General features: G+C 68.1%; 15 protein-coding genes. 4 read left to right on the forward strand and 11 right to left on the reverse strand.

All coding sequences use genetic code 11. The features are described 5' to 3' along the window. The first annotated feature begins 27 nt into the window (after positions 1-27). Positions 28-303 carry a DUF1153 domain-containing protein gene (locus A3M1_RS0101495; RefSeq protein ID WP_018963919.1) on the forward strand — a complete coding sequence of 92 codons (276 nt, stop codon included), beginning with the start codon at positions 28-30 and terminating at the stop codon, positions 301-303. Between the two features lie 100 nt (positions 304-403). On the opposite strand, the gene A3M1_RS25610 is transcribed toward A3M1_RS0101495, so the two are convergent. The 9 genes from A3M1_RS25610 to phnG form a co-directional block, all read right to left on the reverse strand. Next, on the reverse strand, positions 404-1,495 hold the full coding sequence (locus A3M1_RS25610; protein WP_081620312.1) for an acyltransferase: 1,092 nt from the start codon (positions 1,493-1,495) through the stop codon (positions 404-406). A gap of 175 nt (positions 1,496-1,670) precedes the next feature. Then, positions 1,671-2,267 carry a phosphonate metabolism protein/1,5-bisphosphokinase (PRPP-forming) PhnN gene (gene phnN, locus A3M1_RS0101505; protein ID WP_018387180.1) on the reverse strand — a complete coding sequence of 199 codons (597 nt, stop codon included), beginning with the start codon at positions 2,265-2,267 and terminating at the stop codon, positions 1,671-1,673. Continuing rightward, the gene (locus A3M1_RS0101510) at positions 2,264-3,403 is read right to left on the reverse strand and encodes an alpha-D-ribose 1-methylphosphonate 5-triphosphate diphosphatase (RefSeq protein WP_018387181.1); all 1,140 of its coding nucleotides are present in this window, start codon (positions 3,401-3,403) and stop codon (positions 2,264-2,266) included. The genes phnN and A3M1_RS0101510 overlap by 4 nt, the downstream gene beginning before the upstream one ends. A 128-nt stretch (positions 3,404-3,531) precedes the next feature. Then, positions 3,532-4,245: a phosphonate C-P lyase system protein PhnL gene (gene phnL, locus A3M1_RS0101515; RefSeq protein WP_018387182.1), complete on the reverse strand. Its 714-nt coding sequence runs from the start codon at positions 4,243-4,245 to the stop codon at positions 3,532-3,534. 262 nt (positions 4,246-4,507) lie between these two features. Continuing rightward, positions 4,508-5,284, reverse strand: a complete 777-nt coding sequence (phnK, locus tag A3M1_RS0101520; RefSeq protein ID WP_018387183.1) for a phosphonate C-P lyase system protein PhnK — start codon at positions 5,282-5,284, stop codon at positions 4,508-4,510. 208 nt (positions 5,285-5,492) lie between these two features. Beyond that, positions 5,493-6,392 (reverse strand): alpha-D-ribose 1-methylphosphonate 5-phosphate C-P-lyase PhnJ, encoded by a 900-nt coding sequence (locus tag A3M1_RS0101530; protein ID WP_018387185.1) that lies wholly within the window; start codon positions 6,390-6,392, stop codon positions 5,493-5,495. After that, entirely contained in the window at positions 6,389-7,516 is a 1,128-nt protein-coding gene (locus A3M1_RS0101535; RefSeq protein WP_018387186.1) for a carbon-phosphorus lyase complex subunit PhnI, read from the reverse strand. Before A3M1_RS0101535 ends, A3M1_RS0101530 begins: the two co-directional genes overlap by 4 nt. A 3-nt stretch (positions 7,517-7,519) precedes the next feature. Next, complete coding sequence (gene phnH / locus A3M1_RS0101540; RefSeq protein ID WP_018387187.1) at positions 7,520-8,137, reverse strand: phosphonate C-P lyase system protein PhnH; 618 nt, start codon at positions 8,135-8,137, stop codon at positions 7,520-7,522. Between the two features lies 1 nt (position 8,138). Then, the gene (gene phnG / locus A3M1_RS0101545; RefSeq protein ID WP_018387188.1) at positions 8,139-8,615 is read right to left on the reverse strand and encodes a phosphonate C-P lyase system protein PhnG; all 477 of its coding nucleotides are present in this window, start codon (positions 8,613-8,615) and stop codon (positions 8,139-8,141) included. Between the two features lie 130 nt (positions 8,616-8,745). Here phnG and phnF point away from each other — a divergent pair, with 130 nt between their 5' ends. Continuing rightward, complete coding sequence (gene phnF, locus A3M1_RS0101550; RefSeq protein WP_371258727.1) at positions 8,746-9,492, forward strand: phosphonate metabolism transcriptional regulator PhnF; 747 nt, start codon at positions 8,746-8,748, stop codon at positions 9,490-9,492. Positions 9,493-9,503: 11 nt separating this feature from the next. Continuing rightward, on the forward strand, positions 9,504-10,112 hold the full coding sequence (locus A3M1_RS0101555; protein WP_018387190.1) for a pyridoxamine 5'-phosphate oxidase family protein: 609 nt from the start codon (positions 9,504-9,506) through the stop codon (positions 10,110-10,112). Here the strand turns inward: A3M1_RS0101555 and A3M1_RS0101560 are convergent. After that, a complete protein-coding gene (locus A3M1_RS0101560) occupies positions 10,106-11,218 on the reverse strand; it encodes an alpha-hydroxy acid oxidase (protein ID WP_018387191.1) in 1,113 nt (370 codons plus the stop codon). The genes A3M1_RS0101555 and A3M1_RS0101560 overlap by 7 nt on opposite strands. A gap of 148 nt (positions 11,219-11,366) precedes the next feature. Between A3M1_RS0101560 and A3M1_RS0101565 the strand changes: the two genes are divergently transcribed. Further along, positions 11,367-11,978: a hypothetical protein gene (locus A3M1_RS0101565; protein ID WP_018387192.1), complete on the forward strand. Its 612-nt coding sequence runs from the start codon at positions 11,367-11,369 to the stop codon at positions 11,976-11,978. Here the strand turns inward: A3M1_RS0101565 and A3M1_RS0101570 are convergent. Beyond that, on the reverse strand, positions 11,953-12,882 hold the full coding sequence (locus A3M1_RS0101570; RefSeq protein ID WP_018387193.1) for a metallophosphoesterase: 930 nt from the start codon (positions 12,880-12,882) through the stop codon (positions 11,953-11,955). The genes A3M1_RS0101565 and A3M1_RS0101570 overlap by 26 nt on opposite strands. Positions 12,883-12,916: the final 34 nt, after the last annotated feature.

The following is a 12,916-nucleotide window of genomic DNA, read 5'->3' on the forward strand; positions in this document are numbered from 1 at the left end:
TGGTCGTGTGTATTGAGTGAGTGAAACATGACAGAACCCTATCGCCCGAGGGTGAAGTATGTAATCGGGCCGGACGGAAGTCCGCTGACCATTGCAGATCTGCCCCCGCCGAACACCCGGCGCTGGGTCATTCGCCGCAAGGCGGAAGTGGTTGCCGCCGTTCGTGGCGGGCTCCTCAGCCTTGAGGAAGCCTGCAGCCGTTATACATTGACGACAGAGGAATTTCTTTCCTGGCAGGCGTCGATCGAACGCCACGGCCTCGCCGGCCTGCGCACCACGCGCATCCAGCAATACCGGCAGTAGCGGGGCCCTTCATCAGGCCAGACGCTTGCCGATGACAGACGCGGCAGGAACGCCTGCTCTGCGAACGGCCAAAACGGGGAGGCTCGGCTCCTTGCAGCGCCTACACGCCGTAGCGTGGGCGCGCGAGGAGGGTGCCCATTCTTCTGGTGAGCCGGCGCCCCGCCTCCAGGATCGGCGTCTCGACCGTCAGGTGAACGAGGACGGAGCCTATCGCGGCAGCGGCGAGCGCGGCCGCCGCCACCAGCACGACGCCGGCCACGCCGGAAACCGGCGTGAACCAGACGAACAGCTTGACGACGCCCTGCATGATGACGGGGTGAAAGAGGTACAGCGCGTAGCTCGCCGCCCCGAGCAGCAGGGCCACCCGGCCCTTCAATGCGTAGCCGGCATATTCAAGCCCGACCAGTCCGGCGACGATCATCAGCGCCGGCACGCCCCAGACGATGAACCGGCTGATGCCGGGCACCGTGGGCGACACGATCTCGATCATCAGGGCCAGGCCGAGCGCGAGTATGATCGCGCCGGCCGACGCACGGGCCGCGCCGTTTCCCAGCACCACCCCCCGGTCCCGCAACGCCATCACGACAAGCGCCAGCGCGGCGCCGAACAGGAACTCGACGATGATCGGCTTGGTGAAATAGGCCACGCCCCGTGGAAGGTCTGGAACGAGATACCCCACCAACAGGCAGGCGGCAAAAATCAGGGCCACAGCGACAAATGATTTTCGCGCAGATCGAAGGAAAAACGTAAGGGAGAAGACAAAATAGAAGAAAAGCTCGTAAATCAGCGTCCACCCAAGAGAAAGAACCAAATCGTATCGACCATCTTCAAACTCAGACTGTATAAAAAATAGAGACTTAACCAATACGTCAGAATTTAGCGACATCAAACCGTTTGGCTGAAATCCAATCACATAGAACGCAACAACGGTAAGCGTCGCTATCCAGTAAAGAGGAACTATTCGCAAAAGTCGTAATACCATAAACAGTAGGGCACCCTTGTTCATCTTATCATTCGAGATGAACATGACAAACCCAGATATCACAAAGAAAATATCGACCCCAAACGCCAGAAATCGTACATCAGTAATGTCATGTATGACGGCAAGCATTGGCTGAAGATGATAATAGGCTACCAATCCTGCGGCTATGGCTCGCAATATCTGAATATTGAAAAAGACGTTATCGGCCATGGCACTCCCTGGGGTTGCATCCGCCGAACGTGAGGTTGAGTGGACATCGTCGTTCTGTCAACGGGCAGAGCCGGTGCCGAATGCGGCGCCGAACCGGCAAGTTCTGTTCCAACCGAGGCCGGTACACGGACGGACGGCTATCGCTTGCCCCCGCGAAGGCGCCGGGTGCCCCGTTTCACAGCCCGCGCAAAAACTCCGCCAGCGTCTCGCCGGCGGTCTCCACCGCGCCGACATTGAGCACGGTGAGATCAGGCGGGGCGTCGAGCGGCGGCTCGCGCTTCAGCCGCGCCAGCACATCATCGGCGCTCTCGCGACCACGGGCGGCGATGCGGGCGGCCAGCATTTCGGTCGGGGCGGTGACATGCACCAGCTTCACCCGGGCGAAGCGCGCCCGCGCCTCGGACACTGCCGCGCGCGAACCATTGGCGACGACGGTGCGCCCGGCTGAAATGTCTTCCGCCACTTCCTCGCCCAGCGCGTAGCTCAGCCCATTGGCCTGCCAGTGCAGCGGAAAGCGGCCCTGCGCCAGCCCCTCGGCAAAGGCGGCGGCGTCAAGGCTCACATGGTCCTCGGTGGCGTCGGTGGGGCGGGTGATGCGGCGGCGGGCGAAGCTTATATCCGCGCGCCCCGCCAGCTTGTCGCGGGCATAGGCGAGCAGCGTGTCCTTGCCGGCGCCGGAGGGGCCGACCACCAGCACCAGCAGGCCGGGGCCGAACGTCTCCCCGCCGCGCTTCTCGTCCACGCCCGGCGCCTCCCTCACATCCTCGCTCACGAAATCCGCTCCCCCTGCCGCCACACCGCCCGCGCCACCGGGCCGGCGCCGGCCACCGACACCCGGATGAAATCGGCCCGCAGCCCCGGCGCCAGCCGGCCGCGATCGCTGAGCCCGGCCGCCGCCGCCGGGTTGGCGCTCACCATCGCCACCGCCTGCGGCAGGCTGATGGCCGGCACACGCTGCGGCAGGTCGAAGGCGGCGAGCATCAGGCTGCCCGGCACATAGTCGGAGGAGAGGATGTCGAGCACACCGCGCCGCGCCAGGCTCTCGGCGGCGACATTGCCGGTGTGCGAGCCGCCGCGCACGACATTGGGCGCGCCCATCAGCACCCGGATGCCGGCGCCATGCGAGCCCTCCGCCGCGCCGTCGGTGGTGGGGAATTCGGCGATGGCGACGCCATCCTCGATCGCTTCCGCCACATGGGCGTCGGTGGCGTCGTCATGGCTGGCCAGCACGATGCCCTGCGCGCGCGCCATCGCCACCAGCCGGGCGCGGTTCGGCCGGGCGAAGCGGGTATGCGCGTCCATCCGGTCGGCGACGATGATGTCGAGATCGGCATCGCTCATGCCGCTCTTCTTCTTGTAGTAGCTGCGGAACTGCGCCTCGGTCATGAACTGGCGCTGGCCCGGCGTGTGGTCCATCAGCGAGATCAGCCGCACGCCGGCACTCTCCACCAGCGCGCCCGCTTCCTCCACCACGCCATCGGCCGTCACCTCGCAGCGCAGATGCACGAAATGCTCCGCCCGCAGCACGCCCGCCTCCCCCGCCTCGCGCAGGGTGCGGGCGAGCAGCGGCGCGTCGCCATCCATGCCCACGGCGCGCTTGTCCGGCCACACCCGCAGCGAGTCGAACACGGTGGTGATGCCCGAGGCGGCGATCTGCGCGTCATAGGCGGTCACGGCGGCGAAGGCGTTCCAGGTGACGCGCGGGCGGGGGTAGAGATGGCCCTCGACATGGTCGGTGTGCAGCTCGACAAAGCCCGGCAGCACATAGTCGCCGCCCATATCCACCGCCCCGCGCGGCGCTGCGCCGGTGCCGATCTCGGTGATCACGCCGTCGCGCACGACGAGATGGCCCTCGATCACCACCTCTTCCAGCACCAGCCGCGCATCGGCGTAGACAGTTTCGTTCATTTCAAGCGCCTTTTCCGTTGGTCAGCACCGGACTTGATCCGGCCCTCCCCGTCTTGCCTTCACTCGCCCAAGTCGTGGATCCCCGGGTCAAGCCCGGGGATGACGTTGCTGGGAGGGGGGCCGCCCCCTCACGCCGCCGCCTTGGCGAAGTCCGTCACGTCGATCACCCGGTCGCAGGCGGCCTCGCGCACCTCTGCATCGTGGAAGATGCCGAGAATGGCGACGCCGGCCCGCTTCTTCTCGGCGATCAGCTCCACCACCACATGGCGGTTGGCGGCATCGAGCGAGGCGGTCGGCTCGTCCATCAGCAGCAGCGGGCGATGGGCGATCAGCCCGCGGGCGATGTTCACCCGCTGCTGTTCGCCGCCCGAAAAAGTGGCGGGCGGCAGGTTCCACAGCCGCTCCGGCAGGTTCAGCCGGGCGAGCAGCGCCCCCGCCCGCGCCACCGCCTCCTCAGGCGCCACCCCGTCATGGATCAGCGGCTCGGCCACCACGTCGCGGGCGCCGACGCGCGGGATCACCCGCAGGAACTGGCTGACATAGCCCATGGTGGTGTCGCGCAGCTTGATCAGCCGGCGCGGCGAGGTGGAGGCGACGTCGACCACCTCCGCGCCATCGCGCACCAGAATGGCGCCGGAATCGACGCGGTAATTGCCGTAGACCATCTTCAGCAGCGAGCTCTTGCCCGCGCCCGAGGGCCCGCCCAGCGCCACACATTCGCCGGCGTAGAGGTCGAAGCCGGCGCCGTTCACCACAGGCAGCCGCGCCCCTTCGCGCAGATGCAGGATGAAGGTCTTGGAGACGCCGGAGACGGAAAGGATGGGGAGAGAGGATTCGCTCATGGCCGCCTCGGCTCTGTCGCGACATCCTTCGAGGCGCGCTCCGCGCGCACCTCAGGATGACGTTGTAGGGGTGGAAACGCAGGTCGCCTTCCCTCGAAGACTTCCCTTAATCCCGGGTGACGGAAGAGTGCCGTCATCCCCCGATGACGGAAGAATGCCGTCATCCCCGGGTGACGGAGAATTTCCGTCATCCTGAGGTGCCGGGCAAAGCCCGGCCTCGAGGGATGTCCCCGGGATGCGCCCTTCCAGTCGCTGGTCATGCTCACGCCGCCAGAACCGAGGAGACGAGGAGCTGCGTGTAGGGCTCGCGCGGGTCGTCGAGCACCTGGTCGGTGATGCCGGTCTCGATCACCCGCCCGTGCCGCATCACCACCATGCGGTGCGAGAGCAGCCGGGCGACGGCGAGGTCATGAGTGACGATGATGACCGCCAGCCCCAGCTCCGCCACCAGCCCGCGAATGAGGTCGAGCAGGCGCGCCTGCACCGACACATCCAGCCCGCCGGTCGGCTCGTCCATGAAGACGAGGCGCGGCCTTGTGACGAGGTTGCGGGCGATCTGCAGCCGCTGGCGCATGCCGCCGGAAAAGGCGCGCGGGTCGTCGTCGATGCGGTCGCCGGCGATTTCCACCTTGGCCAGCCAGTCCAGCGCCTCGTCGCGAATATTGCCATAGTGGCGCCAGCCCACCGCCATCAGCCGCTCGCCGACATTGCCGCCGGCGGAGACCGCCATGCGCAGCCCGTCCGCCGGGTTCTGCCGCACGAAGCCCCAGTCGGTCCGCATCAACAGCCGCTTCTCGGCCGCGCCGAGGCTGGCGAGGTCCGCCACGCGCCCGTCGCGCAGGCGATAGGCGACGCGGCCGGCGCTCGGCTCCAGCTCGGTGGAGAGCAGGCCGAGCAGGGTCGACTTGCCCGAGCCGGATTCCCCGACCACGGCGAGCACCTCGCCGGGATAGACCTCCAGCGACACGTCGCGGCAGCCGATCCGGGTGCCGTAATTCTTGGAGAGGCCATCGGCGATGAGGAGGGGTTGGTCGGTCATGACTGGTCACCCTTCGCGGAGAGCGCGCGGCAAGGCTGCATCCTTCGAGGCTCGCTGCGCTCGCACCTCAGGATGACGTTGTTCGGTTGGCGGGACATCATCCCCGGGTGACGGAGCACCTCCGTCATCCCCGGGTGACGGAGAACGGCCGTCATCCTGAGGTGCCGGGCAAAGCCCGGCCTCGAAGGATAGTCGGTGGAGAGCGCACTCATGCCCCCTCTCCCACCGGGGCCGCCATCTCGCCGCGATGGCCGGCTTCCTGGCGCCCGTTGCAATAGTCGGTGTCCGAGCACACGAACATCCGCCCGCCCTTGTCGTCGAGGATCACCTCGTCGAGATAGACCCCCGTCGCCGCGCACAGCGCGCAGGGCTTGGCGAAGCGCTGCACCTTGAAGGGGTGGTCCTCGAAATCCAGCGAGCGCACTTTTGTATAGGGCGGGATGGCGTAGATGCGCTTTTCGCGCCCGGCACCGAACAGCTGCAAAGCCGGGCAATTGTCGAGCTTGGGATTGTCGAATTTCGGGATCGGCGACGGGTCCATCACATAGCGCCCCGCCACCTCAACCGGGTAGGCATAGGTGGTGGCGATATGGCCGTGGCGGGCGATGTCCTCATACAGCTTCACATGCATGAGGCCATATTCCGCCAGCGCGTGCAGCTGCCGCGTCTCGGTCTCGCGCGGCTCCAGAAAGCGCAGCGGTTCGGGGATCGGCACCTGGTAGATGAGGATCTGGTTTTCCGAGAGCGGCGTCTCGGGAATGCGGTGGCGGGTCTGGATGACGGTCGCTTCCCGAGCCGAGGTGGTGGTGGCGACACGGGCGGTCTTCTCGAAGAAGCCGCGAATGGCCACCGCATTGGTGGTGTCGTCGGCGCCCTGGTCGATGACCTTCAGCACATCGTCCGGCCCCAGCACGGCCGCCGTCACCTGCACACCCCCCGTTCCCCAGCCATAGGGCATTGGCATTTCGCGGGCGGCGAACGGCACCTGATAGCCCGGCACCGCGATCGCCTTGAGGATCGCCCGGCGGATCATCCGCTTCGTCTGCTCGTCGAGATAGGCGAAATTATACGTGATCTCGGGCATGCCCCCGACAGCGTGGGCGTTCATTCCGCCGCCTCCTTCATGTCAGCCGCGCGGCGGCTTTCCTCATGCTCGGCCCGCATGCGGCGCACGAGGTCGAGCTCGGCCTGGAAGTCGACGTAATGCGGCAGCTTGAGGTGCTCGACGAAGCCGGTCGCCTGCACATTGTCGCAATGGGAGAGCACGAATTCCTCGTCCTGCGCCGGGGCCCCGCGCTCCTCGCCCAGCTCCTCCCAGCGCAGCGCCCGCTCCACCAGCGCCATGGAAAGCGCCTTGCGCTCGCACTGGCCGAAGACGAGGCCATAGCCGCGGGTGAATTGCGGCGCGGTGGTCGCCGTGCCCTTGAACTGGTTGACGCTCTGGCACTCCGTCACCTGCACCGTGCCGAGCGAGACCTCGAAGCCCAGTTCCGGCGCGTCGAAGATCACCTCGACATCGCCGAAGCGGATCTCGCCGACAAAGGGGTGCGAGCGGCCATAGCCGCGCTGGGTGGAATAGCCGAGCGCCAAGAGATAGCCCTCATCGCCGCGCGCCAGAGTCTGCAGCCGGGTCGAGCGGTCGACGGGATAAGAGACCGGGGCGCGGGTGATGTCGAAAGGCTCGCTGCCATCGTCGGCGGGCGCGCCCTCGATCAGCCCCTCCTGCCCCAGCAGGTCGGTGACGCGCGGCATGGAAACGGGCGCGGCGGCGTCATCGGCCGTTTTGGACTCACCGGCCTGATCGTCCACCTCATTGGCCTGATCGGCCACGCCCAGAGAGGTATCCAGCAGCCGGTGGGTATAGTCGAAGGTCGGCCCCAGCAGCTGGCCGCCGGGCAGGTCCTTATAGGTGGCGGACACCCGCCGGCGCACCAGCATCTCAGCCGTATCAAGGGCTTGCGCATAGCCGAAGCGCGGCAGGGTGGTGCGGAAGGCGCGGATGAGGAAGATCGCCTCGATCAGGTCGCCGCGCGCCTGTTTCACCGCCAGCGCCGCCAGCTCCACATCATAGAGCGAGCCCTCCGCCATCACCCGGTCCACCGCCAGCGTCAATTGCTGGGCGATCTGGGCGAGGCTGATCGAGGGCAGATTCCTGTTTCCCCTCCGACGCTTGGCGAGAAGCGCGTGGGCGTTGCGGATGGCCTTTTCGCCGCCCTTGGCCGCCACATACATCGCTCAACCCTCCTTCACGGTGACGGAACGCGGCAGGCCGGCGACACCGCCCGGCCCGGCCAGCAGCAGATCGACCCCGAGCGGGAATCCGGCACGGTTCTCCGCCATCCGCTCGATAAAGTCCGCCGGCAGCGGCGCCGCGCCGAAAGCGGCGCGGCCGTTGACCCCCGGCCCTTCCAGCACCAGCCCGCCGGTGAAAGCGTCCACCTGCAGGATCAGCGTGGCGGAGGTGTCCGGGAATTCGGGCGAGCCCTGCGCAAAATCAAAAAAACCTGGCATATCAAGAGGTTCGGCGATCAGCGCGAAGCGTGCCTCGGCGGCGTCCTCGACAACAGGCGCCCCGGTGTGGAAGCGCAGGAAGGCCGCGACCTCAGGCACGCGGGCCAGCGCCGGGTCCAGCCAGAGCGGCGTCTCGTAGTCGCATAGCGCCAGCACCAGCGCCGCCGCTTCCGGGGTAAGCGGCGGCGGCGGGGTGAGCGCGGCCGCGATCGGCTCGACCCGGCCGGGGCGGGAGAGCGCCCACATGGCGGCGCGGAAACTGGCCTGCCCATCCATCACAGGATCAATGAAACCATTGGCAAGGCAAGAGGTTAGGCTGGCGTCCAGAGTGGTGACGGACATGTCAGTCCTCCCCGCGCACGAGGGTGAAGAAGTCGACCTTGGTGGCCGCCGTCTCGGTCCGCACCGTCGCCGCCGCATCGGCCAGCCGCGCCCGCACCGGCATGAGCGCCTCTTCCACCGCCGCGCGACGGGCCTCGTCCTGCCACAGCGCGTCGAGAATCGCCGCCGCGCGCGCCGCCTTGAGGTCGCGCCCGAGACGATAGGCGAAGCCGGCGGCGCCGCCCTCCAGCCGGATCGCCGCGCGGGAAACCGTCGCCTCGCCGAGATTGAACGGGGCACCATCCCCGCCCGTCCGCCCGCGCAGCATCACCAGCCCGACTTCCGGCGGCTTGAGGTTGGAGGCGGCGGGAACCGGGCCAAGACGCTCGAGAATGGCGTCGAGCTCGGCCGATTCCGCCCGCGCCATCACCGCCATCACGCCCTGCCGCGTGGCGCGCCAGGCGTTGGCATTGCTGGATTCGTCTCGGGAAGGCTGCATCTGGAAATCCGCGCCTGCGGGCCGCAAAGGCCGTTTACATTTCGGCGGATTTGTATATTCATCTATACAAATAGGCAAGCGCAGTTTTTTGCACCGCGGTGAGAAGATGAACCCGACCAACGACAGCGCCATGACATCGCCCCCCTCTGCGGACGAGGACGTGGCGCGCGGCACCGGTGTTTCGCTGTGGAAGCAGATCGCCGAGCGGATCGAGGCCGACATCGTCGAGGGCCGCCTCGCCCCCGGCGCCCGCCTGCCGACGGAAAACGAGCTGGCGGAACGCTTTGGCGTCAATCGCCATACCCTGCGCCGGGCACTGGCCCACCTCACCGAGCGCCGGCTGATCGAGGCGACGCCGGGGCGCGGCACCTTCGTCAAGGAACCGCCGATCCGCTACCCCATCGGCCCGCGCACCCGCTTCTCCGAGATCGTCGCGCGCGAGGGCCGCGCGCCCAGCGGGCGGCTGCTCGGCTCGCGCGTCGAGGCGGCCTCAGCCGAGATCGCGCAGGCGCTGGGTTTGTCGCCCGGCGCCGAGGTGCTGCGGATCGACATGATCCGCGAGGCCGACGGCGTGCCGATCACGGTCGCCTCGCACTGGTACGAGGCCGGCCGCTGCCGCGACCTCGATTTGCTGGTCGCCGCCACCGGTTCGGTCACGCGGGCGTTGGAAACGCTGGGCCTCGGCGACTACCGCCGGCTGGAAACCCGCATCACCGCCCGCCCCGCCGATGAGGAGGATCGCCGCCTGCTCGCCCTCCCCGCCGGGCGCACGGTCATGGTAGTGGACGCCATCAATGGCGACCCGCAGCGCCGGCCGATCCAGTATTCCCGCGCCCGGTTCTGTGCCGACCGCGTGCAGCTCGTTGTGAAGAACTGAAAGGACAGATCATGGCCGCCCTCACCACCCTTGAGGACCTTCGCGCGCTCTATGGCGAGGTGCGCGAGCGCAGCCGCCGCAAGGTGCTGCCGGCCATCGATCCGCATGCCCGCGCCTTCATCGGCTTCTCGCCGCTGGTCATGCTGTCCTCAATGGGCGCGGACGGGCGCGCCGACGTCACCCCGCGCGGCGACGCGCCGGGCTTCGTGACGGTGGAAGACCCCGGCACGCTGCTCCTGCCCGACCGGCCGGGCAACAACCGGCTGGACACGCTCACCAATCTGGTCGCCAACCCGGCGGTGGGCCTGCTCTTCCTCATTCCCGGCGTCGACGAAACGCTGCGGGTCAATGGCCGCGCCGAGATCCGCGATGATGCCGAGCTGCTGGCGCGGTTCATCGTCGATGGCAAGGCGCCGAGGACGGTGCTGCGCGTCGTGGTGGAGGAGGTCTATCTGCACTGCGCCAAGGCGTTCATGCGGTCGGGCGCCTGGAACCCGGACAGCTTCCTGCCCCGCGACCGCCTGCCCAGCATGGGCGAGATGCTGCGCGACCAGCTCGGCATGGCCAGCGCCGAGACGCAGGCCGAGATGCTGGAGCGCTACCGCGCCACGCTCTACTGAGCGTCCGGGCGGTCGGTAGGCCAAAGCACCTGCGGGCCGATATCGGCCAGATTCCGGCAGCCGGTGAGCACCATCGCCACCTCGAACTCGCAGCGCAGCAGATGCAGCACATGGGCCACGCCGGCCGGGCCGGCCACCGCCAGCCCGTAGAGGCAGGGCCGCCCGACCAGAACGGCACGCGCGCCGAAGGCGAGCGCCTTCAGCACGTCGGTGCCGCGCCGGATGCCGCCATCCATCAGCACCGGCACCCGCCCGGCCACCTGCCGCACCACCCCGGGCAGCGCGTCGAGGCTGGCCGGCACCGTGTCGAGCACCCGCCCGCCATGGTTGGAGACGATCAGCCCGTCGACGCCGTGCGCCAGCGCGATCTCCGCGTCCTCGCCCGTCATGATGCCCTTGAGCAGGATCGGCAGTTGGGTACGCGCCCGCAGCCAGGCAATGTCCTCCCAGCGCGCCGCCACATCAAGAAAGCCACGAAACATCAGGCTCTCGCCCAAAGCCGCCTCGGCGACATGGCGTGTGTAAAGGCCACGCAGATTGGCGTGCTCGGAGAGCTTCGGCCCGACATAGCCCGCGCGCTGCTCGCGGTTGCGCAGGCTGTGCACGGGTGCATCCACCGTCACCACCAGCGCGCCATAGCCGGCCTCCTCGACCCGGCGCACCAGATCGGCGGTGAAGCCGCGATCATGCTGGATATAAAGCTGGAACCAGAGCGGCGTGCGCGCCGCGCGGGCGATCTCCTCAAGCGTCACGTCGGATTCAGTGCTCGCCACCATGCCGGCCCTCGCCCCGCCCGCCCCGACCACGGTGGCGATCTCCGCCTCCGGCGCGGCAAGGCGGTGATGGGCGGTGGGCGCGACCAGAATTGGATGGGCGAAGGACTGGCCGAACAAGGAGAGTTCCGTGCCGCCGCCCGCGAAATACCCCAGCACGCGCGGGACCAGCCGAACCTTCTCGAAGGCCGCGCGGTTCCAGCGCAGCGTCGCCTCATCCCCCGCCCCGCCGGAAAAATAGGCGAAGGCCTGCGCGCTGAGCCGCGCCTGCGCCAGCGCCTCGTAGTCCTCCAGCGCCACCACGCCGGCCGGTATCGCATAATCGCTCGACATGCTGTCCCCGAAGCCCCGGCCGCCGCTGTTCGCCGACCCCGGTCCGCTTCATAATCGCTTGGGGGCGAAGATGCAGCATAGGGCGCCGCGAACGGCCCATTAACCCGATGGCGCCATGATGGGGCGAGAGAAACGGGGATTTTGGGCGATGGACGACGAGCGCCTGCGTGGCGAGACGCCCAGCCTATCGCTGCGCGAGGCGATCCGCGCCGCCCGCATGGAGGCAGCGGAGCGTTCCGGCGTCATCGTCGAACTGCGCGACGCCACCCTCGCCCGCCTGTCCATGCTGAATGAGCTGCTCGACCCGGTCTTCGCCCAGGTGCCGCTGGAGCATGTCGATCTGTTCGACCGCGGCCTGATGCCCGGGGAAATTCCGCGCCTGTTCATCGACATGGTCGCCCATGTGACGCTGGCCCGCGACCGGCGCACCTATCGCTTCCTGCAGGACACCCGTTCCGGCCGCCATGTGCTGGCCGAGAGCACCAACCCGAACGACATCGTCGATGCGGTGACGCGCTACATCGCCCGCCGGCTGATCGCCCGCGAGCAGGCGATGGTGAGTGTCGGCACGCCGCCGGAGATCGAGGCCGCCGTGCCGCACCCGGCCGCTCACCACCCCGTCGCGGCCCCTCCCGCCCCGGCCGAGGCCAGACGCGGCAGCGCCCTGCCCTTCCTGCTCGGCCTGGTGCTGGGGGCGCTCGCCATGGCGGCGTTCGCGACCCTCTACCCGGAAATTATCGACCGCTTATTGCCGCCGTGAGGACCCGGGTGCTGCGGGAGGCGACCGTCGTCTCGCCGCGCTGGAAGCCGCGCGCCTCCAGGGTGCAGCGCCAGGGGAAGCCTTCATCGGCGACCCGCTCGATGCGGTAGAGGTGATAGCCGCCCGGCCAGTGCCGGTCTTCCGGCCCGGCGGCGAAGGACGGCGCCTCGACCACGGGGATCAGCCCCGAATTCGGCCCGGGGATCATCTCTACCATCGGCACATGGTCATGGCCGCAGATGACCAACTCGGCACCATGGCGGGCGAGAACGTCGCGCACCGCCACCTCGTCGATCAGCCGCTTGTGGCCGGCGCGCAGGCCCGCCGGCGGGTGATGGATCATCACCACGCGAAACAGACCTTCGGCGCCCAGCCCATCCAGCACCGCGCCCAGCCGCTCGCGCTGCGCCCGGCCGACCTTACCGGTGGCCATGAAGGGGTGGGTGGGGATGGCGCTGGAGACGCCGATCAGCGCCACTTCGCCGCGCCGTCGCACGAAGGGGAAGGCGCTCTCATCGGTCACGTCGCCATTGATGCCGTCACCCCGCATATAGTCGCCCCAATTGAGCAGCGAATGATGGGCGGTGGAGCGCACATAGGCATCGTGATTGCCCGGCACCACCGTCACGTCAGGCCCCGCGCCGAGCGATTTGAGGAAATTCAGCCCGGTGGCGAACTCGGCCGCAAGGCCGACATTCACCAGATCACCCGTCACCGCGATATGATCGGGCGCCATCGACTTGATGTCGTCGACCAGCAGGTCGATCGTGGCGATGGAGAAGCGGTGCTGGCGGCCGCGCCGCCAGTTGAGCACGCCGAGCGCCCGCTTGCCCGCCAGCTCGGCGAAGCGAGCGCGCGGCAGCGGTCCCAGATGAGCGTCGGTGACATGGGCAAGGACAAACACGGGGGTTTCCTTATCAGTCCGGACAGGGGAAAGG

Origin of the sequence: Ancylobacter sp. FA202 (genome assembly GCF_000380205.1) — a bacterium.
In the GTDB taxonomy this organism is placed as follows: domain Bacteria; phylum Pseudomonadota; class Alphaproteobacteria; order Rhizobiales; family Xanthobacteraceae; genus Ancylobacter.